Source organism: Sanguibacter inulinus, assembly GCF_013415325.1.
GTDB lineage: Bacteria > Actinomycetota > Actinomycetes > Actinomycetales > Cellulomonadaceae > Sanguibacter > Sanguibacter inulinus.
In genome coordinates, this window is record NZ_JACBYE010000052.1 from 1 (window position 1) to 20,978 (window position 20,978).

Consider the following 20,978-nt stretch of genomic DNA (forward strand, 5'->3'; position numbering starts at 1 on the left):
GGCTCGGGCTCGGGCTCGGGCTCGGGCTCGGGCTCGGGCTCCTCGATCGTGAGCTCAGGAGCGGTCGTGCCAGGCGCGGCTCCGGCGACCTCGTCGGTGCCGGTGCTGGCACCCGTGTCGGTACCGGTCCCCTTGGCGGCGTCGACCACCGCGCTCTCCTGCACGGCCGGGGGCTCTGCGACCAGCTCGGCAGCGTCCGCAGGCCCGGCAGGATCTTCGGGCTCGGCGGCGTCCGCTGGTACGGCGGCGGCGCGGGTCTCGACGACGATCTTCTCTGCCTCCGCCTTCTCGACCGCCACAACGTCGTCGGCCTGGCGAGCAGCCGCTTCTTCGGGCATCGGCGCGTCGGGGACGGAGATGCCCTCGAGGGCCATCCGGACGAGCGTGCGGGCGTCGGCGGGCAGCGGGGCGAGCGGGCGCGGGAGCTCCCCGGCGTCGAGACCGAGCATCTGCGCGATGCTGTGGGCCGTCCGGATGCCGCCGTACTGGCGCACGATGATCGACAGCGGTGTCAGCTGGCGCTGGAGGACACGGGCGTGTGGCGCGTGCCCTGAGGTCGCGGCCTGGGCGATCGCGACGCAGATCTCGGGGAGCACACCGGCCAGGCCGGAGTGCCAGGCCGTCGCGCCGGCGAGGAGCACCTGGGCTCCGTGACCGTCGCCGCTGAAGCCCCAGTCGATCTGACGGGCCGTGCGCGGGGGCATCGCCGCGGCGATGCGGTCCATGCGGTCCTTGGCGTCGGTCGCGTTCGCGGCGCGGTCCTTGAACCCGGCGACGGCGCTGAGGCGGCCGATCTTGGTCAGCTGCTCGACGGAGAACCTGTGACCCGTGGTCGAGGGGTTGTTGTAGACCCAGAGCGGGATCTCGGTGGCTGCCGAGGCGTCCTTGTACAGGCCGTAGATCTCGTCGAAGGTCAGCGGCTGGTAGGCCATCGGCTGGAGGAGCGCGCCGCTCGCACCGACGCTGTGCGCCTCGGCGAGGTTCGCCAGGACCTCGGCGGTGCTCAGGGCACCGACACCGACGATCACCGGGGCACGCCCGTCGGCGACCTCGACGGCGCTGCGGGTGATGCGCTTGCGGGCCGAGCGCGGCATGTAGGCGAAGCCACCCGTGCTGCCCAGCACACCGACGGCGTTCGCGCCTGCACTGATCGCCGAGTCGACCAGCTGCTCGAAGGACGAGGTCAGCAGACGCCCGTCCTCCCCACGGGGGGTCAGCGGGTACGCGACGAGTGGTCCGATCGTGGGCATCGATTCAGAGTAGCGATATTGCTCGGCTCGCGTGCGGATGAAAACCCCTGCGTTCATTGGAAGTCTCGTGAAGTTGTCGTGACCTGCAAGGACAGGGCCGAGAGGTGCTCGGCGACCAGGTTGGTAGCACCGTCGTTGCGTTCCAGCCGCCCTCGGACCACGAGAGCCGCAGAAGTTCGCGCCACACGCCTGAACCGCTGCCACAGGCCCGGTGAGCAGATGACGTTCAGCTGGCCGGTCTCGTCCTCCAGTGAGAGGAAGGTCACACCTCTCGCGGTGCCGGGTCGTTGCCTGTGCGTCACCACGCCACCGACGGCGACACGCCGTCCTTCGTCGGCCGTGGTGCACTCCGCGACGGTGATCGCACCGATCCGCAGGAGCGCCGGGCGCGCGTACTGCGTGGGGTACGACTCGGTCGTCACCCCTGTCGCCCACGTGTCGGCGACGGCGGTCTCGATCTCGCTCATGCCCGGGAGCATCGGGGCAGCCACCCCGACGGAGACCCCCGGCAAGGTGTCGGGCCGCTCCTGCGCGAGGGCGCCGGCAGCCCAGAGCGCCTCGCGGCGCTCGACGCCGAGGCAGTCGAGCGCCCCGGCGGTCGCGAGGGCCTCGAGCTGGGCCGTGCTCAGGCGCACCCGTCGGGCGAGGTCGCGCAGGTCGACGAAGTCACCGTGCTCGGTGCGCTCGGTCACGATCTTCTCGGCGACCTCTGCGGTCACCGTGCGCACCGACGAGAGCCCCATCCGGACCGCCAGACCGCGGGTCCCGCTCCCCGGGGACTGCTCGACCGCCGCCTGGACCTGCGAGGCGAGCAGGTCGGGGCGCAGCACCTCGACGTCGTGGCGGCGCGCGTCGGCGACGAGGGACTGCGGGGAGTAGAAGCCCATCGGCTGGGCGGCCAGCAGGCCCGCGTAGAAGGCCTCGGGGTGGTGCACCTTGAGCCAGGCGCTCGCGTAGACCAGGTACGCGAAGGAGTAGGCGTGGGACTCGGGGAAGCCGAAGTCGGCGAAGCCCTTGAGCTTGTCGAAGATCTCCTCGCCTGCGACGCGGTCGATGCCCTTCTTCTCCATGCCGCTCAGCAGGCGCTCGTGCAGCGCCTCCATCTTCTCGGTCGAGCGCTTGGAGCCCATCGCACGGCGCAGCGCGTCGGCCTCGGTCGGGCTGAAGTCCGCCAGGTCGATCGACATCTGCATGAGCTGCTCCTGGAACAGCGGGACACCGAGGGTCTTGCCGAGGGACTTCTCGAGGAGCGGGTGCAGGTAGGTCACCTTCTCGCGCCCGCGCTTGCGGTTGATGTAGGGGTGCACGGAGTTGCCCTGGATGGGCCCGGGGCGGATGAGGGCGACCTCGATGACGATGTCGTAGAAGCAGTCCGGCTGCAGGCGCGGCAGGGTCGAGATCTGCGCGCGCGACTCCACCTGGAACACCCCGATCGTGTCCGCAGCGCACAGCAGCCTGTACACCCCGGGGTCTTCCTGCGGCAGGCCGTGCAGCGTGAGCTCGACACCCTCGTGGGTGCTCACCTGCTCGAAGGCGATGCGCAGCGCTGTGAGCATGCCGAGGCCGAGCAGGTCGAACTTGACCAGACCGGCGTCGGCGCAGTCCTCCTTGTCCCACTGCAGGACCGTGCGCCCCGGCATGCGCGCCCACTCGACAGGGCACACCTCGATCACCGGGCGGTCGCACATGACCATGCCGCCCGAGTGGATGCCGAGGTGCCGCGGCAGCCTCAAGAGCCTCTCGGCGAGGGCGACGACGGCATCCGGGATGTCTTCGGTGTCGCGCTGGGGGGCGTAGCCGCCCTTGACCCACATGCCCTCGCGCGCCATCGCCCTGTCGTCGCGGGCTGTCGGCTCCACGAGCGGGTCCCGGATGCGCTCGCGCTGCTCGAGCGCCCCGTAGGGCTTGCCCTCGGGCATCCCTGAGTGCGCAGTCTCGGGTGATGACGGTGCAGGTGGCGCGGGCCGCAACGACCCCCAACGCTCGATCTGCTTGCTCCACGCGTCCTGCTGGCCGGTGTCGTAGCCGAGCGCGCGGGCGGCGTCGCGCACAGCAGACCTCGGCCTGTACGAGATGACGTTGGCGACCTGGGCGGCGTGCCGGCGCCCGAAGGTGTCGAAGACGTGCTGGATGACCTCTTCGCGTCGCTGCGACTCGATGTCGACGTCGATGTCGGGCGGCCCGTCACGCTCGGGCGCGAGGAAGCGCTCGAAGAGCAGCCCGTGGGCGACGGCGTCGACGGCGGTGATCCCGAGCGCGTAGCAGACGGCCGAGTTGGCCGCGGAGCCGCGCCCCTGGGCGAGGATCCCGTTGACCCTGCAGAACTCGACGAGGTCGTAGACGACGAGGAAATAGCCGGGGAAGGTGAGGTCTTCGATGATCCGCAGCTCGTGGTCGATCTGCGCGTAGGCCCCGGGGACCCGCTCGGACTCGCGCGGTCCGTACCTGGCGAGGGCTCCGCGCCGGACGAGCTCGCGCAACCAGGTGGCCTCGGTGTGACCGGCCGGCACGGGGTAGGGCGGCAGGTTCGGGGCGACGAGCGCGAGGTCGAAGGCGCACTCGGCGCCGAGCCTGGCGGCTGCGGTCACGGCCTCGGGGTGGGCGCTGTGGCGCACCAGCATCTCGCTCGCCGAGCGCAGGTGCGCCGACGGCGCACCGGGCAGCCACCCGTCCATGTCGTCGAGGCTCGAGCGGGCCCGGACGGCGGCGAGGGCCGCGGCGAGGTCGGCGTCGCGCGGGTGGGCGTAGTGCGCAGCCGTCGTGGCGACCAGGTCGACGCGGGCGGCCTGGGCGAGCGCGGCGAGGTGGTTGTTGCGCTCGTCGTCGTAGGGGTCGCCGGTGCTGGTGATCTCGACGGCGACGTTGTCCCGGCCGAAGGTGGCGACCAGACGGTCGAGCTCGGTCGCCGCGCCGCGGGGGTCCCAGTCCGGGCCTGGCCCCAGGGCGCTGCGCACGGCCCCCTTGCGGCACCCTGTCAGCACGAGCCACTGGCCGTCGGCGCGCGCACCGAGCTCGTCGAGGGTGTGGTCGGCGGCGCCCTTGCGGCCCGTCGAGAGGTGCCCCTCGGCGATCGCGGACGACAGGTTGCGGTATCCCTGGGGTCCCCGGGCGAGGACCAGCAGGTGCTCCGAGCGAGGGTCGGGGACACCTGTCGGCGCGTCGAGGGTGCCTGCGGCGTCGGGCAGGTGCAGCTCGGCCCCGAAGATCGTCGGCAGGCCGAGCTGGCGGGCGGCCTCGGCGAAGCGCACGACGCCGTAGAGACCGTCGTGGTCGGTCAGCGCGAGGGCTGTGAGACCGAGGCGGTGGGCCTCGGCGGCCAGCTCTTCGGGCTGGTTGGCCCCGTCGAGGAAGCTGAAGGCGCTGTGGGCGTGGAGCTCGGCGTACTCGGGCCGGGCTGGCGGGCGGGTGCTGTGGGTCATGTCAGGGCTTCAGTCGTAGAGGGCTTCGCAGGTCCACTGCCCGCCTGTGCAGGCGAGCAGCAGGGCTGTGTCGTCGTCGAGGACGACCTGCACGTACACACGGCGCTGGGCGGTCTCGCCCCACCACCGTTCGGCGAGCGGCCAGGGGCCAGCCCACCCGGTGACCCTGTGCCGTCCGGACGCGGTGACGAGCACGGCGGGCTCGCCGCTCGTCGCGAGCCGCACGTTCACCAGCACCGGCTCCCCCTGGGCGTCGAGCAGGGTGACGTCGGCGGGCTCGGCGGGCACGGTGGCAGGGGCGGGCTGGGGCAGCTGCCCGGGCCAGGGTCTGTCGAGGGCGCGGGGCGCAGGGTGGGCGTCCCCCCACGGCACGAGGTGCACCTGGTCGCGGGCGCTGCGTCCGCCCTGGAGGGTGGCGCTGAGCACGCCGTCACCGCCGAGGATGCCCTGGACACGCTCGGTGACGCGCCGGGCGCGGAGCTCGTCGCCGCTCGCCGCGCCCCACAGCCGGCCCTGCTGGGCACCGGCGGCGACCACACCCTCGGCGGTGATCGCGAGGCGCACCAGCGGAGACGGCTCGGGGTCACCCTCGCCGCGGACCCCGGTGGCCGACAACCAGCCTTCGAGCTGCCAGCGCACCCTGTCGGTGATGCGCGCGGCGGACAGCCCGCCGAGCGCGCCGTCGTCGGTGCGCCAGGTGCGCGAGAGCGCGAGCCCGGACTCCGTGTGGGCGCTGATGCGCAGCCGGGAGCAGGTGACAGAGCGCTCGAGGACGAGGGCGTAGAGGTCTTCGGCGAGCGAGCGCGCGACGAAGGCCGCGGTGTCGACGCGCTCGACGGGCGGGTCGAGGGCTGTCTCGACGCCGATGTCGGGCTCGATCCGGCGGCGGGCCGGTGGGCGCAGGTCGGCGCCGCGCGCCATGCGGTGCGCCCAGCGCCCGCGCTCACCGAAGCGGGTGTGGACGTCGGCCTCGGCGAGGGCGCTGAGGTCGGCGAGGGTGCGCAGACCGAGCCTGGTCCACAGGTGCACGAGCTCACGCGTCTCGTCCACGGCGTCCGGGCTGGTCGCGGCGTGCAGCAGCGCGTCGAGCGGGTGCGTCGCGAGGAACTGGGCCGTCTGACCGGGCGGGAGCAGCAGGGCCGTGCGTGCGGCGAGCAGGGAGGCGAGGATCCCGTCTGCGATGCCGACCTGGCTCTCGTTCCCTGTGCGCTCGGCGACGGTCTCGACGAGACGCCGCGCGAGCTCCTCCTCCGAGCCGTGGTAGCGGCTGGCGCCGAGGGCAGGCAGCAGGATCAGGCCGGGCCGTGCGATCTCCAGCCCGGCGACCAGGGTCTCGACGGCGACGGCGACGGGCTCGAAGTCGCGCGTGTCGCGGGCGTCATCGACGGGCAGCAGCTCGAGCTCGGGGCAGCACTCCTGCGCCGTGCGCAGGCGCATGCCGCGGCGGACGCCCTGGCTGCGGGCCGGCGCAGAGCTCGCGACGATCCGTCGTCCGTCGTGCACGGCCGCGGGCTGCTGGGCCGGCACCTCGGCCGCACGCATCGCGGCGACGACGGGCCAGTCGGGCACCCACACCACGGCGGTGCGGTGGGCTGAGGCCCCCGGGACGTGCCGGGTGGCTGCCGCGCTGGTCGACGTGGCAGCAGCCGGGTGAGCGCCCGTCGGCTGAGTACCTGCAGGGTGGGGGCCTGCAGGGTGCGCACCGGTCGGTCGGGCGTCGGCAGGGCTCGCGTCGGCCGGGCTGGCGTCGGTTGCTCGGGCGTCGCCCGGCGGCACGGTCGGGACGGTGGTCATCAGCCGACCTGCGCGAAGGACGGCTGGACGGCGTCGTGATGGGCAGCGGCGACGACGGCCGCCGGGGCCGTGGTGGGTTCGGGGACGACCACGGGTGCGGTGTCGGGGGCGGTGACAGGCGCAGCGAGCGGGGCGGCGACAGGCGCAGGTGCGACCACGCCGGGGGTCGTGCTCGCCGGTCGCGCGAAGGGCAGCGTCACGGTGTGGCGGTAGGTGATCCCCTGCGCCCTGTCGGTGCGGGTGACGGTGAGCTCACGGCTGCTCAGCCTCCCGCTGCCGGCACCGAGGCCGGACCAGCGGGTGCGCTCTGCGGCGAGGGTCATGTGGGCCCCCTCCCAGGGGCGCAGCGAGACGATGACGCTCGCCCGCTCCCGGGCGCGGGCGACGAGCCGACGACGGTCGGCGCGCAGGAGCGAGACCTCGGGCCCGACGACGACGATGTCCATGCCGTCGAGCAGGGCTGCGAGCGCCGGTGCGGCCTGGGCCCCGGGGGCGGGGACCAGCACGAGCCTGCTGAGGTCGATGCCCGCCTGGGCGACGGCGAGCAGCCCGATGCTGGGTGCACCGACGACGGCCGCCCAGGACCCGGCGCGCGAGGCCTCGGAGAGCAGAGCGAGGAGCACCGAGGTCGAGCCGTCGACCTGGACGGTGATGCCTCGGCGCAGACCCGCGGGCAGCAGCGGCAGGAGCTCGTCGGGCACAGGCAGCGGTGGCCGTTCGGTGCTGATGATGGTGTCGACGGCGTGCAGGGGCGCGGGGGCGTCTGCCGGCACGGCTGGTTCGCCCTGCTCGGCGGGCCCCGCCGGAGCGGGCACCACGGACGAGAGCGTCGTGTGCGAGGGGACTGTGGGTGAGGGGGCTGTGCGTGAGGACGCGGTGTGCGAGGACGGCGTGTGTGGGGACGGCGTTGCTGACAGCGCGGCAGGTGGGGTCGTCACCGGCACCGAGGTAGGCCGTGCCGACCGTCGGCCTGCGTCGACGGAGCCGAGCCGGGTGGCGACCTCTGCGGCGGGCACCACGCTGAGCGACCTGGCCCCGGTCCGCTCTTCGGCGGCGCGCAGCGCCTCGCGGGCCCGGGCCACCCGCTCGGCGGCGCTGGTCTGGGCCGGTGCCGGAGCAGGACCTGTCGCGCCCTCCGGGGTGGCGTCGGCCCGCGGAGCAGGGTCGTCCGACGAGGTGAGTGCGTGCATCGGGGGTCACCTGCCAGTGGTCGTCGTCCCGAGCGTCGGAGGTCTGCTCGGCAGGCGTCCGTGTCGAACACCTGTTCGAACAACGATACGGCACGTCACCGACACCGAGCAGCCCCGGACGCCGACCTCACCCGTCCCGACGGCCCGCAGCCAGACCGCCCGTCAGGTCATGAGACCCCCGACAGGCAGCTCGACCTGGCACGACGCCCCGTCGGACCACACGACCCGCACGGTGCTGCCTGTGCGCCCAGCATCACCGACGCCACCGACAGCGCCGACAGCGCCGCCAGCACCGACAGCACCGACAGCACCGACAGCACCGACAGCACCGGCTCCCACGACCTGCGGCGGCGCCTCCTCGGGGACGGCTGCCCCCGCGAGCCGCACGGCCACCGCGTACCACCCGGCACCGGGCTCCCCCGGTGTCTCGAGCCACGGCACCGCTGTGCACGGGCCCAACGGGGTGACGTCCTCCTCGACGTCTGCGCCCGCGACCAGGTCTCCGACCATCGCGTGCAGGGACGAGACGAGCGTCCTCGTCGACGCACGCACCACCGGCTGGGCAGCGACCTCCTCCCCCTCGCTCGCACCTGCCCCCGTACCGCGAGCTCCCTCGACCACCACGGCTGGCGGCACCGTGTCCGACAGCGCCCAGCCGGCGACCCGTAACCGGCCGCTCGTCGCCCCGGGCACCGCGTCGACCAGGACGAGCCGCACCTCCCAGGCCCCGCGGACCACAGACCCCGTGGTCACCCACGGCCCCCAGGTGACCTCGCCGGCGAGCCCGGAGCCGTAGTCGCGTGCGTCGTCGGCCGGTCGCACCCAGTGCGCCCTGCTGCGGGAGAACGCCACCCCGGCCTGCGCGACAGCACCGCCCGTGCCTGCGGGATCCCCGCCACCTCCGGCACCCTCGGCACCCTCAGCACTGCCAGCACTGCCAGCACTGCCAGCACCCTCGAGCGCGACGACCCCGACGCTCACCGTCTCGAGCCCGGAGCGGTGGCTCAGCCGTCCGTCCGGGCCGACGACAGCAGCGGACTGGTCGAGGGGGTCTGCCGCACCGCGGGAACCCATCACGGGTGACGTGGCCGTGGAGTACCCGAGCCGCGCGTAGACCGGGGAGTCGGTCACCGCGTCGCCGGGCAGCGCGTGGTCCGTCCCGTGGTTGACCACCCTCACGAGACCGTCTGCGCGGGTCCCCGAGACCAGCCACCCTGGCGCCCGTGCCACCGTGAGCACGTCGCCACGCTCGACCGGGAGCGGTTCTTCGGTCGCCGTCCACACAGGGTGCTCGGCTGGCAGCGCGAGCCCGAGCATCCCTTTCGACGCCCAGTAGGGCGATCCCGTGCCTGAGTAGTGCTGGGCGAGGTCGGGCCACTCCCCGTGCCAGCCGAGCGTGAGCAGACCGCGCTCGTCGGGCACGCCGTGCTCGGTGAAGTGCCTGACGATCCCCGAGGCTGCCCGGCGCGTCTGACCGGGTGTGAGAGCCGTCGACCCGGAGAGCGCACCCGCCCAGAAGGGCGCCGCCGCCGCGAACCTGTAGACCAGGCTGCGTCCCTCGAAGAGCGGGGCCCCGTCAGCTCCGACGAAGGTCGCCGCCTGTCGGAGGTAGTCGTCGAGGTGCGCGTCGAGGCGCGCACGCCGCGACCGGACCAGGGGGTCGTCGGGGGCCATGCGTGCCCAGAGCACCGGGTAGAGGTGGAGCGCCCACCCCGTGTAGTAGTCGAAGCTGCGCTCGGGCCCGTCGGCGTACCAGCCGTCCTCGCGCACGAAGGTGTCGTGCGTGGCGAGGTCGGACTCGATGTCCTCGGCCGACCACGGACCGCCGACGGACCTCAGGAAGGTCTCGACGACGATCCTGAACCACACCCAGTTGTTCTGCGGGTACTCCCCACCCACGACAGTCGCGAGATAGTCGACCACCTGCTGCTGGACCTGCGGGGCCATGCGGTCCCAGATCCACGGCCTTGTCATGTCGAGGCCGATGACCAGCGCCGCGGCCTCGACCTTCGCCTGCCCGTGCTCGTCGGGGCGCGTCCAGCGGCGCGGGTTGGCCGGGTCGGTGCCGGCCGCGAAGCCTGCGGCGTAGCGCCCGGCGAGGTCGAGCGGGTCGTGGCCGTGCTCCCCCGCGAGCCTGAAGGCCGCGAGCATGAAGCTGCGCGCGAATCCTTCGAGGCCGTCGATGTCGTGCCCGTAGCCGCCTGTGCGACCGGGGAGGTCGACGTGCGAGCAGTCGGGCGAGGTCCACGGCCGGGTCGCGACGAGCAGGTCGTCGGCGAGCGCGGCCCAGTGCGCGCGGGTCCACCCTGTGCACGGCGAGAGCTCGTGGTCGGCGGGGACGTCGAGGAAGGTCGGACGGCGGGGAGCCTCGTGGGTGCTCATGCGCTGACCTCCAGCAGCTCGCGCGTCATGGTGGCGGTCAGCGGCAACCCGGCCGCGTAGAGCTCGAGCTGGTCGAGGGCGCTCGTGGTCATGCGCAGCGTCTCGGAGCCGAGCGACCCGGCCACGTGCGGGGTGAGCATGACGTTCGGGAGCCCGTACAGCGGTGACGTCGCGGGCAGCGGCTCCGGGTCGGTGACGTCGAGGACGGCGTGCAGACGACCGGTGAGGCACTCGGCCGCGAGCGCGTCGTGGTCGACGAGGCTGCCGCGGGCGGTGTTGACCAGGGTGGCGTGGTCGGGCAGGGCGGCGAGCTCGGCGGCGCCGATCATCCGGTCTGTCGCGGGGACCGACGGGGCGTGCAGCGAGAGGACGTCGACGCGCCCGAGCATCTGCTCGAGGCTGACCAGGGTCCCGCCGGCGGCGGCGACCTCGGCGGGGTCGGCGTAGGGGTCGACGACCAGGCAGGTGCACTCGTCGAGCATCTGGAGCCTCTCGACGACGCGTCGCCCGATGCGGGAGAACCCGACGACGCCGACGGTCAGCCCGAAGGTGCTCAACGGTCCCAGGGTGTCGCGGCGGGACTGGGCGTCGCGGTGCTGGCGGGCGAGGGCACCGAGGGTGAACACCTTCTTGCTGGCCAGGACGATCGCGGCGACGGTGAACTCGGCGACGGGGACGGCGTTGACGTCGGCGGCGGTGGTCACCTGGATGCCCCGCTCCCAGAGCGCGTCGCTCACGTGGGGTCGCACGCTCCCGGCGCAGTGCAGCACAGCGCGCAGGGCGGGCAGGTGGTCGAGACGAGCGGCGGTGAGGCGCGGGGCTCCCCAGGAGGTGAGCAGCACCTCGACGTCGCGGGCCGCCTCGCGGACCTGCGGGCTGTCGAGGGTGTCGGTGTGGACCAGGTCGGTGAGCGCGGCGAGCCGGGCGAACCTGTCGAGCCTGGGCCCGTCCATCTGCTGGTCGAAGACGTCGTCGGCCATGAGCGCGAGCGCGCGGGGGCGCCGCAGGGGCGGGACAGGTCCGGCGGGTGTCATGGGTCTCCTCGGTGAGCGTCGTCGAACGTCGTCGGGCGGCGGGCTGCGGGCTGCGGGCGGCGGGCTGCGCTCTCAGTCAAGACCGGCGCTACGATGACCGGCAACCAGGTCGATCACAGACCGACACACTCGATCAGGCTCGAACACCGACGTTCGAGAGTCAGCGAGGCACGCATGACCCCCGCCCCCGAGAACCACGTCGTCGCGCGCGGCACGCAGGACGACGCAGCAGGAGCCGTGGGGCCGCTGCTGTCCACCTGGCGCGACCACCTAGCCCCCGGTGCCCGGCCGCGCAGGCTGACCCTCGGCCTGCCCGTACCCTCCTCGGGCGAGCGCGACGTCTGGGCGCAGGCAGACCTGCCCACGCTGACCGCGCTCGCGGCCCGTGCGGAGGCGGACCGCGCCCAGCCCTGGCCCGTCCCGCTCGCGAGCGACTACGCGAGGTTCTTCCGCGACGGAGACCGGACGGCCTACGAAGACCGCGTCCGCGAGCGCCAGCACCGCCTGAGCCGCGCCGCGGTCATGGCGGCGTGGACGGGTGACGAGGCGTGGCTCGACGAGACCGTCGACGGTCTCGTGCTGCTGTGCGAGCAGAGCGGGTGGTCGTGGGCCGCGCACGACGACACCTTCTCAGCCCACGGCGCGGTGACACCGACGGTCACCGACCCGTATCTCGACCTCGGTGCCGGAGAGGTCGTCGCCCAGCTCGCGTGGGTCGACGCGCTGCTCGGGGACGCCCTCGACGCGCGGGCACCGGGCGTGCGGACCCGGGTCCGCCACGAGGCGCAGGAGCGGGTCTTCGAGCCCTTCTCCCGGCGGCGCGACTGGCACTGGCTCGGTCTCGACGGCGACGTCCACAACTGGAACCCGTGGATCCACGGCAACGTCCTGGTGGCTGTCCTCGGGCTCGTCGACGACCCCGCCGAGGCTGCGCGCCTCGTGGGTCTGGTGATCGAGGGCCTGGACAGGTTCGTCGCGTCGATCCCGGCCGACGGGGCGATCGACGAGGGGTACAGCTATTGGTGGAACGGCGCAGGACGGGCTCTCGAGGCTCTCGACCTGCTGCACCACGCGACGGCGGGCACCCTCGACGCGACCCGTGTGCCCGCCGTCCGGGAGACGGCACGCTTCCCGCACCGCATGCAGGTGGCCGGCCCTTGGTACGTCAACGTCGCCGACGGCCCGGCGCGCCCCACGCCGGACCAGCCCTGGCACGTGCTGCACCGCTGGGGTCGGCTGCTCGGTGACGTCGCGGTCACCGCCCACGCGGCCTCGCACGTGGGCCCCGGGCGTCCGCTCGTCACCGAGCACGCAGGCCTGGGCAGGGCACTGCGCGGTCTGACCGACCCGTCGTGGGCCGCCGCCGGGCGCTCTGGTGCGACACCGCACGCTCCCCTGCCGCTCGAGACGTGGTTGCCCTCCGTCGAGCTGCTCGTCGCCCGCGAGCAGGCCGGCAGCCCCGAAGGCCTGACGCTCGCCGTCAAGGGTGGGCACAACGACGAGCACCACAACCACGACGACGTGGGCAGCGTGATCGTCGCCCTCGACGGGGTCCCCGTGGTCGTCGACGCCGGTCAGCCGACGTACACGGCGCAGACCTTCGGCCCCGGAAGGTACGACATCTGGACCATGCAGAGCGGCTGGCACAACGTCCCGGTCGTGGCGGGGACCGAGCAGCCGCCGGGGCGTGCGTCTGCCGCAGCCGGTGTGCGGGTCGAGCTCGCCGAGGGCCAGACCCGTCCCTCTCGCTCGTCGCTGTCGCTCGACCTGTCGGCCGCCTATCCCGGCCTGCCCCCTGAGACGTGGCGACGCACCGTGACCCTCGACCGCGAGCACGGCGAGGTGGTCGTCTGCGACCGACGGTCCGCCCGACGCTCCCCTGCCTCGACCCCAGTCCCGGTCTCACACCCGGCAGCCCCGGCCGTCCCTGAGCCGACTCCCGCGGACGAGATCCGGTTCCTGCTGCACGGCGGGGTCACCCTCACCGCGCCAGGCGAGGCCGAGGTCCGCGCACCGGGCGCCGCCCGCGCCGCGCTGCTGCGCTGGGACCCCGCCGCAGCGACGGCCCGCCTCACGGTCCGCACCCTCGACGACCCGCTGCTCGCCGACGTGTGGGGTGACCACCTCACCCGGCTCGACCTCGTCCTCACGGGACCGGACGACGCAGAAGGGCACGGGTCAGAGGGCTCCGAGACGGGCGATCACGACGAGGCGATCCGGGACCGGACCACGACGGTCGTGATCTCCCCAGGCGCACCTCTCGGCACCGCCGACGGACCGTCCGACGGGCCGGCCGCATGACGACCCCGCGCACCGCCACCACCCCGCACACCTTCGGGCTCCAGCGGCGTGAGCGCATCATGGACGAGCTCCGCCGTGACGGCTCCGTGCGGGTCAGCCGCCTCGCCGCCGACATCGGGGTCAGCGAGATCACGGTGCGGCGCGACATCACCGCCCTCGCCGACGAGGGCCTCGTGACCCGGGTGCACGGCGGCGCGACGCTGCGCAGCACGCTCGACGTCGGCACGAGCGCCACGAGCAGGTCGCGCGGGACGGGCACCACGCGCTTCACGATCGGCATGGTCGTCCCCTCGCTCAGCTTCTACTGGCCGCAGGTGGTCCACGGGGCGAGGGCTGCGGCGACCCTCGGCCGGGACCGCGTCGTCGTGCGCGGGTCGTCGTACAGCGTGAGCGACGACAGGTCGAACATCCGCAGGCTGCTCGACTCCGGGGAGGTCGACGGTCTGCTGCTCGCCCCGCAGGTCGAGGGCGAGGAGGGGCGCGACCTCGTGCGCTGGCTCGACACCCTCGACGTGCCGGTGGTCCTGGTCGAGCGGCAACCACCCGCAGGGGTCCACACGCAGCGGGTGGAGTGGGTGCGTACAGACCACGCCTACGGGGCCGGGCTCGCCGTGCGCCACCTGCACGGGCAGGGGCACCGTCGTGTGGGGCTCGTCACGGCGACGAGCCCGCACGCCGACCTCATCCGGGCCGGCTGGCGCGAGGCCTGCGACGAGCTCGGGATGCCCTCGGGCGACGACCTCGTCGGGAGGGCTGTCGGCTTCGGCGACGAGGCGTGGGAGCAGGTGCTCGACGAGCGCATGGCCCTGGTCCAGCAGACGGGGACGACGGCGCTGCTCGTCCACTCCGACCCCGAGGCGATCGCGCTGCTCCAGCTGTGCGCAGACCGGGGCATCGGGGTCCCGGGTGACCTGGCGGTGGTCGCCTACGACGACGAGGTGGCCAGCATGGCCGAGCCCGCGCTCACAGCGGTCCGTCCGCCGAAGAGCGAGGTGGGCCGGGCTGCTGTCGAGCTGCTCACCGCACGCCTCGGCGAAGGGCGCCGCCGTCCCCGGCGCACCGTCTCCCTCGACCCGTGGCTCGTGGTGCGGGCGTCGTCGCGGTCCGGGCGTGCAGGGCACCCTGAGATGAGTCCATGATGGAGGCATGGACCTGAGCCGCCCCGTCGCACCCGAGCCCTATTCCCTCCTCCCCGCAGTGCCGTCGTTCACGCTGACCAGCGACGACCTCACCGAGGGCGCACCCCTCGGAGCCGAGTTCTCCGCCGAGGGTGGCAGCACCTCGCCGCACCTGGCCTGGTCGGGCTTCCCCGACACCACGCAGTCCTTCCTCGTGAGCATGTTCGACCCCGACGCCCCGGTGCCCTCGGGCTGGTGGCACTGGAACGTCGTCGACGTCCCGCTCGAGGTCACCGAGCTCGAGCAGGGTGACGGGTCGAGCGACCTGATGCTCCCCGGCGCCGCGTTCCACGTCCGCAACGACGGCGGAGAGTTCGACTACCTCGGCGCCGCCCCGCCGAAGGGCGACCGCCCGCACCGCTACGTCTTCGCGGTGCACGCCCTCGACGTCGACACCCTCGACCTCGACCCCGAGGTCAGCCCCGCTGTGGTGCACTTCACTGCCGTGTTCCACACGGTCGCCCGGGCTACGCTCACCGCCACGTTCCAGCTGGGATAGCCTGCACGCATGCCTGACCGACACTCTCCAGAGACCACCTCGTCCGGCACCGGAACCCCTCAGCCTGCAGCCCCGACCATCGGGACGCTCACGTGGCTGAGGGCGGTCGACCACCCCGAGCTGCTCGCCGACGTCACGCACGCGGCGCTCCTCGAGTGGGCGGCCTCGGACCCGACGGTCGCCGACAAGGTGTTCGTCGCGGAGATCGACCCCGAGGTGTCTGACACGGCGGCGATGTGCGAGGCGTACGACATCACGATGACACAGTCGGTCAACTGCGTGCTCGTCGCCGGCAAGCGTGAGGGTGTTGAGCGCACGGCGGCCGCGGCCGTCAGGGCGTCGTCGCGGGCCGACATCAACGGGACCGTGAAGTCCCTGCTCAACGTGCGCAAGGCGTCTTTCGTGCCTGTCGACCGCGCGGTCACCGAGTCGAGCATGGAGTACGGCGGCATCAGCCCCATCGGGCTCGGCAAGCAGTGGCCCGTGCTCCTCGACGACGGCGCCAAGGCTGGCTGGATCGTCATCGGCTCTGGGGTGCGGCGCTCCAAGATCACGCTCCCGGGCGTGCTGCTCGCGACCATGCCGCGGGTCCAGATCATCTCGGACCTCGGCGTCTCCTGAGGCGCCTCCTGCCGGTCCACCGCCTGCTGCTCTGCCGCCTGTCGTCCTGACGCCTGCTGGTCTAGAGCATCAGGTCAGCCGGGCACGGAGCCCGTCGACGAACACGCTGAGACCGAAGCCGAAACGGGCGGTCTCGCCCGCGAGGGGGCTGTCGGAGGTCTGCGGACCACCGGCAGCCCCCTCTGCTGTGCCCGGGGTCGCCGTCCCCGGCGTCGCCAGACCCGCCGGAGACGCGGTGTCGCCCGCGGCTGGTGTGCCTGCGGTCCGTGCGAGGGTCTCGGACGGCGCGTGCCCCTGCTCGTCGGCGGTGTGGCCCAGCACGTAGTGCAGGACGGCGAGCGCTGCGAGCTCCGCCTCGGCCGGGGTGAAGCCGGCGTCCGTGAGCACCTGCGAGAGCAGGGCGAGCGTGCCGCCCTGCCCAGTCCGCAGGGAGTGCGCGGCAGCGACCACCTCGGCCCCGTCCCTGTGCGCGAGCAGCGCCGCCCGCAGCCTGTGCGCCAGCTCGTTGAACCTCAGGTCCCAGTCGCCCGTGGGCATGTCGTCGTCGAGGTGCTCGAGGATCCTGTCGGCGACGGCGCCGAGCAGCGCCTGCTTGTTCGCGACGTGCCAGTAGAGGGCGCCGGGCTGGACCCCGAGCGACGCCGCGAGGCGCCGCATGGTGAGGTCGCCGAGACCGTACTCGTCGAGGATCCCGATCGCCGCGTCGACGACGTCGCTCCTGGTCAGTGCCACGGTCTGGGTCCTGGCCCTTCTGCCTCGACGGTCTGGTACGGGTTCGGCAGCGCCGTCGCCCCGAGGCCGATCCTCTCGTACCACGGGCGGTAGCGGCATCGCTCGCGGTGCTTGACGCTACCTCACGAGCCAGATACCTTGAACGCCGTTCAAGTCCTTGAACAACGTTCAGGTCAGGAGTCCCGATGTCCACAGCTCTCCCGCTCGGCCCCAGCCGCTCACCCTTCGACAGTCTTGTCCTCGCCGACCTGCTCCCCCGCCCCGTCGCACTCTCGCGCACCGCGGTCGACACGCTCCTCGTGCTCACAGGGACCCTCGTGGTGACCGTCCTCGCGCAGGTCGCCGTCCCGCTGCCCTTCACCCCTGTGCCGATCAGCCTCGCGACCCTCGGCGTGCTGCTCACCGGAGCTGCCCTCGGCACCACTCGCGGCAGCCTGAGCGTGGCGCTCTACGTGCTGGTCGGGATGCTCGGCGCCCCTGTCTACGGCGACGGCGGCAGCGGCTGGGCCTTCGCGTCCTTCGGCTACATCCTGGCGTACCTGCCGGCCGCGGCTCTCGCCGGTCACCTCGCCCGCCGCGGGCAGGACAAGACCCCGCTGCGCTCGGTCGGGCTCGTCCTGCTCGCCTCCGTCGTGGTCTACGCGGGCGGCGTCCCGTGGCTCATGGCCTTCCTCGACGTGGACCTCGCGACGGCGCTGCGTCTCGGTGTCGCCCCGTTCCTCGTCGGTGACACCGTGAAGGCACTGCTGATCGCGGGCATCTTGCCGACCACCTGGGCGCTCGTGCGCCGCGCGCGACGCTGAGCAGCAGCTGGGCTGTCGGTGCTGGTGCTGCTCCCCAGTCCCCCGGGACCACCCCGCGGACGACGATGCCCTCGCCCCGGAGACCCGGGCGAGGGCATCGTTCGTCTGTCCGCACACGCGACGGACAGGTCCAGAGGAGTCAGTCTGTCGGCTCGGTGACAGGCACGTCAGACGCAGCCTCGACCTCGTCGGCGTCAGCCGCCGGTGCCTCAGACCAGCCGGGTGCGATCGAGTCGAGGTACTCCGCACGCCCCTCGGGGAGCGAGCCGGCCACGTGCGCGACCCGGTTGATCTCGATCCAGGCGGCCATGGCCTCGGTGTCCTCGACAGCCGGCTCGGGCGTCACGCGGGCGCGGGCACCGGCGTCGTTCCAGCCGGGGATCTCGGCGTCGAGGTGCGCAGCGAGGTCGGGGTCGATGGTCCCTGCGTCGTACGCGTCGATCTGCTCCTTGATCCAGATGGTCAGCTCTTCTTCGGTCTTCTCGCTCACAGCAGCCCTCGTTCGTCGATCGGTCGGGTCCATCATCCCTCACACCACGGTGCGGGGTGGTCCGGGCGGCGGGGAGAGCCCGTCGCCCGGACGAGGCAGTCAGACCGCCGCGCCCTGCCACACGGTGTCGAAGGGCGCGTGCGAGCTGACCCGCTCGGTGATGCCCGCTGTCACGAGCCGCTTCGCGACGGCGACGGCCTCGGGCACGTCTGTGCCCTTCGCGAGCTCGGCGGTGATGGCCGCAGCGAAGGTGCAACCGGCCCCGCTGACCCGCTCCTGGCCGATCTTCGGCGCCGAGTACACGGTGACCTCCTCACCGTCGAACAGCACGTCGACGGCGTCAGGCCCCTCGAGCTCGACGCCGCCCTTGACGACCACGTAGCGCGGACCGAGCTCGTAGATGCGGCGGGCCGCCTCCTCGAGGTCGGCGACCGTGGTGATCGACTCCATCCCGGCGAGGGTCTTGGCCTCGAAGACGTTCGGGGTGATGACCGTGGCGAGCGGGAGGATCTGCTCACGCAGCGCCGTGTCGGTGTCGAGCGCGGCACCGGGCTCCTGGCCCTTGCAGATCAGCACAGGGTCGAGGACCACGTGCCGCCACGGCTGGCTCGCGAGCGAGCGGGCCACCACGTCGATGGTCGCAGGGGTCCCGAGCATGCCGATCTTCACGACGTCGAGGTCGTAGCAGCTCGTCGCGGCCTCGAACTGGTCGGCGATCACCTCGGGCGCGACCGGGACGAACCTGTGTCCCCAGTCGTTCTTGGGGTCGAAGGAGACGATGCAGGTGAGCGTGCCGACGCCGTAGACGCCGAGCTGCTGGAAGGTCTTGAGGTCGACCTGGATCCCGGCGCCACCAGTGGCCTCGGATCCGGCGATGACATATGCGAGGGGAACCATCGAACTACTCTCGTCGGTGCGGGGTGGGACGAGGTCGAGGCTGGCACGCGGCGAGCGGATTGTCCACACGCGCGCACCTGCGCAGGCCCCGCCCGGCCGCTCTCCGGGTTCAGCCCTCGGGTGGGGTCACCGCGACGTTGACCAGCCAGCTGATCCCGAACTTGTCGACGAGCATGCCGAAGACGTCGCCCCACGGAGACGCCTCCATGGGTACGGTGACCTGCCCGCCGTCGACCAGCGCGTCCCAGTACCCGCGCAGCTCTGCCTCGTCGTCTCCGCTGAGCGAGACCGAGACGTTCGACCCGACGACGAGGTCCGCGCTGTCCGGGGAGTCAGAGGCCATGAGCACGAGACCCGACGGGCTCGTCAGCTGGGAGTGCATGACGAGGTCAGCCTGCGCAGGGTCCTGAGCCATCCCGAACTCGCCGAAGGTCGAGAGGGTGGGCTCTCCGCCGAACACGCTGGCGTAGAAGGTGATGGCGTCGCGGGCAGTGCCGGGGAAGTTGAGGTACGGGTTCAGGGTGGTCATGATCGTCCCGATCGTCGCGCGGATGAGGTGTCGGCACGTCACGGGGAGAGCACCGCACCGAGCCCACACGCCTGAGTATCCTCCTGTCCGCCCTCGACGCGGAGGCTGAATTCCGAGCCCTCCTGGTGGCCGGTCAGTCCTGCGTGGGCTCACCGGACCGGGTACCCCGTCCGCGGCGCAGACCAGCCCCGTAGGCCAGGGTCGCGACGAGCAGGAGGAGGCCTGCTGCAGCGACTGCCAGCCCCACCAGCAGAGACGTGCTGACCATCTGGAATCCTGGCGAGCCGTCCGGGCTGAGGGCGACCGCGGCGGCCGGCGCGTACTCGAACCACCCGAAGGTCATCGACCTCGGGGCGCGCATCGCGACGACGGCGCCCACGATCAAGAGCAACGCCCCCAGCGCGACTGTCAGCTGGAACCGGTTCTCTCGCACGAGTCGCATCGTCCGAGGCTAGCGGTCGCCGCCGGCGTCGGACAGACCAGGCGAGGGTGGACCTCGTCGGGACGATGGTCCGTGGCGCCTCCCGCGCACGAGCGGTTGGCTGGAGGGATGACCCGTCGCCGTCATGCGCCTCTCGCCCTGCTCGTGGCGGCGGTCGCGCTGGCGGCAGCCCGCCGCATCTCGCTCGGCTGGGGCGCCTCACCTGACGAGCGCCGCTGCGTCCTCCCCGGAGACGAGCTCGTCCCCTACCCCGACCTCGAGGCGACCCGCGCGATCATGATCGACGCACCGGCATCGGACGTCTGGCCCTGGCTCGTGCAGATAGGGCAGGGACGGGGCGGTTTCTACAGCTACGACAGGCTCGAAGACCTCGCCAGGCTCGGCATCCGGAGTGCCGACACTGTCGTGCCCCACCTCCAAGGTCTCGCGCCGGGCGACACGGTCCGGCTCTCCGACCAGGTCCGGCTCGTCGTCGCGGCCCTCGACCCTGGCCACGCTCTGGTGCTGTCGGGAGCGCCGAGCACGTCAGCCGTCCGGGCCTCGTTGAAGATCGCACCCGCTGGAGAGGACGACTCCCCCGCACCCGGCGGGAAGGCCCTGGCCACCGCACCTCCGACGATGCCCTACGAGTTCTCGTGGTCTTTTGTGCTCTTCCCCGTCGACGACAGGTCGTGCCGTCTCGTCGTCCGCGAGCGCTACGGCTACACGTCCGCGTGGGCAGCACTGCTCGCAGAACCTGTCGAGTGGGTGAGCCTGCTCATGACCCAGAAGATGCTGCGCGGCATCCGCGACCGCGCGGAGGCTCACGCCCCGGAGAAGTCAGCCGCGGCCGACCGACAGGCCGCGACCCGCTAGCCCTGCCACCACGCGGGCCGTCTGATCCGGGGTCATCCCGGCGGTGAGCACGTGGTGCGTCGCGACCCGCTCGTCGCGCCCGTCCGTGAGCCATCGCTCGAGCCAGTCCTCGCCGTCGACCTTCCACGCAGTCCCCTTGTCGTCGAGGCACCGCTGCCGCAGGACCTCGAGCGAGACCTGGAGGTCGTCCGAGGGCCGCAGCAGGACCACCTGGTCCGCCGCCCCGAGAGCACGCACCACACGCTCGAAGAGCGCGTCGTCGGTGACGTGCGAGTGCCCGGCACCCAAAGAGATGACGGCACCGGGTGATGTCTCGACGAGACGCTCGACGGCGTGCGCGAGCGCGACCTCCCACTCCTCGTGCGCGAGGGAGAACCCGACCTCGGACGCCCTGGCACCGAGTCGCTCGACCGACCAGCCGACCTCTCCGTAGAAGCCTGCGCTCGCCGCGTCGGCATCGACGTGGGGACGACCCGTGGCCGCCGCGAGGATCTCCCCGACGGTCGACTTCCCGCTCCCCGGGGCTCCGACGAGGACGGTCTGCTGGGGCTGCTGGTTCACG

18 protein-coding genes are annotated in these 20,978 nt (G+C 72.8%); 6 read left to right on the top strand and 12 right to left on the bottom strand.

Annotated features, from left to right (window positions below; all coding sequences use genetic code 11):
- From HZZ10_RS16005 to HZZ10_RS16030, 6 genes are all read right to left on the bottom strand, one after another.
- Positions 1-1,250, bottom strand: a 1,250-nt coding sequence (locus tag HZZ10_RS16005; protein ID WP_179914256.1) for a dihydrodipicolinate synthase family protein, incomplete at its 3' end; no start/stop codon positions are given.
- 53 nt (positions 1,251-1,303) lie between these two features.
- Entirely contained in the window at positions 1,304-4,669 is a 3,366-nt protein-coding gene (locus tag HZZ10_RS16010; RefSeq protein WP_179914257.1) for an error-prone DNA polymerase, read from the bottom strand.
- A gap of 9 nt (positions 4,670-4,678) precedes the next feature.
- Complete coding sequence (locus tag HZZ10_RS16015; RefSeq protein WP_228087701.1) at positions 4,679-6,463, bottom strand: DNA polymerase Y family protein; 1,785 nt, start codon at positions 6,461-6,463, stop codon at positions 4,679-4,681.
- A complete protein-coding gene (gene imuA' / locus HZZ10_RS16020) occupies positions 6,463-7,653 on the bottom strand; it encodes a DnaE2-dependent mutagenesis accessory factor ImuA' (protein ID WP_179914258.1) in 1,191 nt (396 codons plus the stop codon). The genes HZZ10_RS16015 and imuA' overlap by 1 nt, the downstream gene beginning before the upstream one ends.
- Before the next feature lie 162 nt (positions 7,654-7,815).
- Positions 7,816-10,035, bottom strand: coding sequence for a DUF2264 domain-containing protein (locus tag HZZ10_RS16025; protein WP_179914259.1), 2,220 nt, complete (start codon positions 10,033-10,035; stop codon positions 7,816-7,818).
- Positions 10,032-11,069: a hydroxyacid dehydrogenase gene (locus HZZ10_RS16030; RefSeq protein WP_228087703.1), complete on the bottom strand. Its 1,038-nt coding sequence runs from the start codon at positions 11,067-11,069 to the stop codon at positions 10,032-10,034. The genes HZZ10_RS16025 and HZZ10_RS16030 overlap by 4 nt, the downstream gene beginning before the upstream one ends.
- Before the next feature lie 174 nt (positions 11,070-11,243).
- On the opposite strand from HZZ10_RS16030, the gene HZZ10_RS16035 reads away from it, so the two are divergent.
- From HZZ10_RS16035 to HZZ10_RS16050, 4 genes are read left to right on the top strand one after another with little or no spacing between them, the layout of a single operon-like run.
- Positions 11,244-13,370: a heparinase II/III domain-containing protein gene (locus HZZ10_RS16035; RefSeq protein ID WP_179914260.1), complete on the top strand. Its 2,127-nt coding sequence runs from the start codon at positions 11,244-11,246 to the stop codon at positions 13,368-13,370.
- Entirely contained in the window at positions 13,367-14,509 is a 1,143-nt protein-coding gene (locus HZZ10_RS16040; protein WP_218928875.1) for a substrate-binding domain-containing protein, read from the top strand. Before HZZ10_RS16035 ends, HZZ10_RS16040 begins: the two co-directional genes overlap by 4 nt.
- A gap of 7 nt (positions 14,510-14,516) precedes the next feature.
- Positions 14,517-15,047 carry a YbhB/YbcL family Raf kinase inhibitor-like protein gene (locus HZZ10_RS16045; protein WP_179914261.1) on the top strand — a complete coding sequence of 177 codons (531 nt, stop codon included), beginning with the start codon at positions 14,517-14,519 and terminating at the stop codon, positions 15,045-15,047.
- A gap of 9 nt (positions 15,048-15,056) precedes the next feature.
- On the top strand, positions 15,057-15,668 hold the full coding sequence (locus HZZ10_RS16050; protein WP_082544020.1) for a YbaK/EbsC family protein: 612 nt from the start codon (positions 15,057-15,059) through the stop codon (positions 15,666-15,668).
- Positions 15,669-15,737: 69 nt separating this feature from the next.
- On the opposite strand, the gene HZZ10_RS16055 is transcribed toward HZZ10_RS16050, so the two are convergent.
- The gene (locus tag HZZ10_RS16055; RefSeq protein ID WP_179914262.1) at positions 15,738-16,400 is read right to left on the bottom strand and encodes a TetR/AcrR family transcriptional regulator C-terminal domain-containing protein; all 663 of its coding nucleotides are present in this window, start codon (positions 16,398-16,400) and stop codon (positions 15,738-15,740) included.
- Between the two features lie 185 nt (positions 16,401-16,585).
- On the opposite strand from HZZ10_RS16055, the gene HZZ10_RS16060 reads away from it, so the two are divergent.
- Entirely contained in the window at positions 16,586-17,203 is a 618-nt protein-coding gene (locus tag HZZ10_RS16060; protein ID WP_056133648.1) for a biotin transporter BioY, read from the top strand.
- 139 nt (positions 17,204-17,342) lie between these two features.
- Here the strand turns inward: HZZ10_RS16060 and HZZ10_RS16065 are convergent, their stop codons facing one another.
- From HZZ10_RS16065 to HZZ10_RS16080, 4 genes are all read right to left on the bottom strand, one after another.
- Positions 17,343-17,693, bottom strand: coding sequence for a hypothetical protein (locus HZZ10_RS16065; protein WP_179914263.1), 351 nt, complete (start codon positions 17,691-17,693; stop codon positions 17,343-17,345).
- Between the two features lie 99 nt (positions 17,694-17,792).
- Positions 17,793-18,590 (bottom strand): bifunctional hydroxymethylpyrimidine kinase/phosphomethylpyrimidine kinase, encoded by a 798-nt coding sequence (thiD, locus tag HZZ10_RS16070; protein ID WP_179914264.1) that lies wholly within the window; start codon positions 18,588-18,590, stop codon positions 17,793-17,795.
- Positions 18,591-18,699: 109 nt separating this feature from the next.
- Positions 18,700-19,122: a VOC family protein gene (locus HZZ10_RS16075; protein ID WP_179914277.1), complete on the bottom strand. Its 423-nt coding sequence runs from the start codon at positions 19,120-19,122 to the stop codon at positions 18,700-18,702.
- Positions 19,123-19,252: 130 nt separating this feature from the next.
- Positions 19,253-19,561, bottom strand: a complete 309-nt coding sequence (locus tag HZZ10_RS16080) for a hypothetical protein (protein ID WP_156382785.1) — start codon at positions 19,559-19,561, stop codon at positions 19,253-19,255.
- Positions 19,562-19,669: 108 nt separating this feature from the next.
- On the opposite strand from HZZ10_RS16080, the gene HZZ10_RS16085 reads away from it, so the two are divergent.
- A complete protein-coding gene (locus tag HZZ10_RS16085) occupies positions 19,670-20,416 on the top strand; it encodes an SRPBCC family protein (protein ID WP_179914265.1) in 747 nt (248 codons plus the stop codon).
- On the opposite strand, the gene HZZ10_RS16090 is transcribed toward HZZ10_RS16085, so the two are convergent.
- Positions 20,381-20,977 (bottom strand): shikimate kinase, encoded by a 597-nt coding sequence (locus HZZ10_RS16090; protein WP_179914266.1) that lies wholly within the window; start codon positions 20,975-20,977, stop codon positions 20,381-20,383. The genes HZZ10_RS16085 and HZZ10_RS16090 overlap by 36 nt on opposite strands.
- Between the last annotated feature and the right edge of the window lies 1 nt (position 20,978).

Coding starts and splice junctions, on each gene's coding strand:
- HZZ10_RS16010 (WP_179914257.1), bottom strand. CDS start 4,669: ATGACCCACAGCACCCGCCCGCCAGCCCGGCCCGAGTACGCCGAGCTC.
- HZZ10_RS16015 (WP_228087701.1), bottom strand. CDS start 6,463: ATGACCACCGTCCCGACCGTGCCGCCGGGCGACGCCCGAGCAACCGAC.
- imuA' (WP_179914258.1), bottom strand. CDS start 7,653: ATGCACGCACTCACCTCGTCGGACGACCCTGCTCCGCGGGCCGACGCC.
- HZZ10_RS16025 (WP_179914259.1), bottom strand. CDS start 10,035: ATGAGCACCCACGAGGCTCCCCGCCGTCCGACCTTCCTCGACGTCCCC.
- HZZ10_RS16030 (WP_228087703.1), bottom strand. CDS start 11,069: ATGACACCCGCCGGACCTGTCCCGCCCCTGCGGCGCCCCCGCGCGCTC.
- HZZ10_RS16035 (WP_179914260.1), top strand. CDS start 11,244: ATGACCCCCGCCCCCGAGAACCACGTCGTCGCGCGCGGCACGCAGGAC.
- HZZ10_RS16040 (WP_218928875.1), top strand. CDS start 13,367: ATGACGACCCCGCGCACCGCCACCACCCCGCACACCTTCGGGCTCCAG.
- HZZ10_RS16045 (WP_179914261.1), top strand. CDS start 14,517: ATGGACCTGAGCCGCCCCGTCGCACCCGAGCCCTATTCCCTCCTCCCC.
- HZZ10_RS16050 (WP_082544020.1), top strand. CDS start 15,057: ATGCCTGACCGACACTCTCCAGAGACCACCTCGTCCGGCACCGGAACC.
- HZZ10_RS16060 (WP_056133648.1), top strand. CDS start 16,586: ATGTCCACAGCTCTCCCGCTCGGCCCCAGCCGCTCACCCTTCGACAGT.
- thiD (WP_179914264.1), bottom strand. CDS start 18,590: ATGGTTCCCCTCGCATATGTCATCGCCGGATCCGAGGCCACTGGTGGC.
- HZZ10_RS16080 (WP_156382785.1), bottom strand. CDS start 19,561: ATGCGACTCGTGCGAGAGAACCGGTTCCAGCTGACAGTCGCGCTGGGG.
- HZZ10_RS16085 (WP_179914265.1), top strand. CDS start 19,670: ATGACCCGTCGCCGTCATGCGCCTCTCGCCCTGCTCGTGGCGGCGGTC.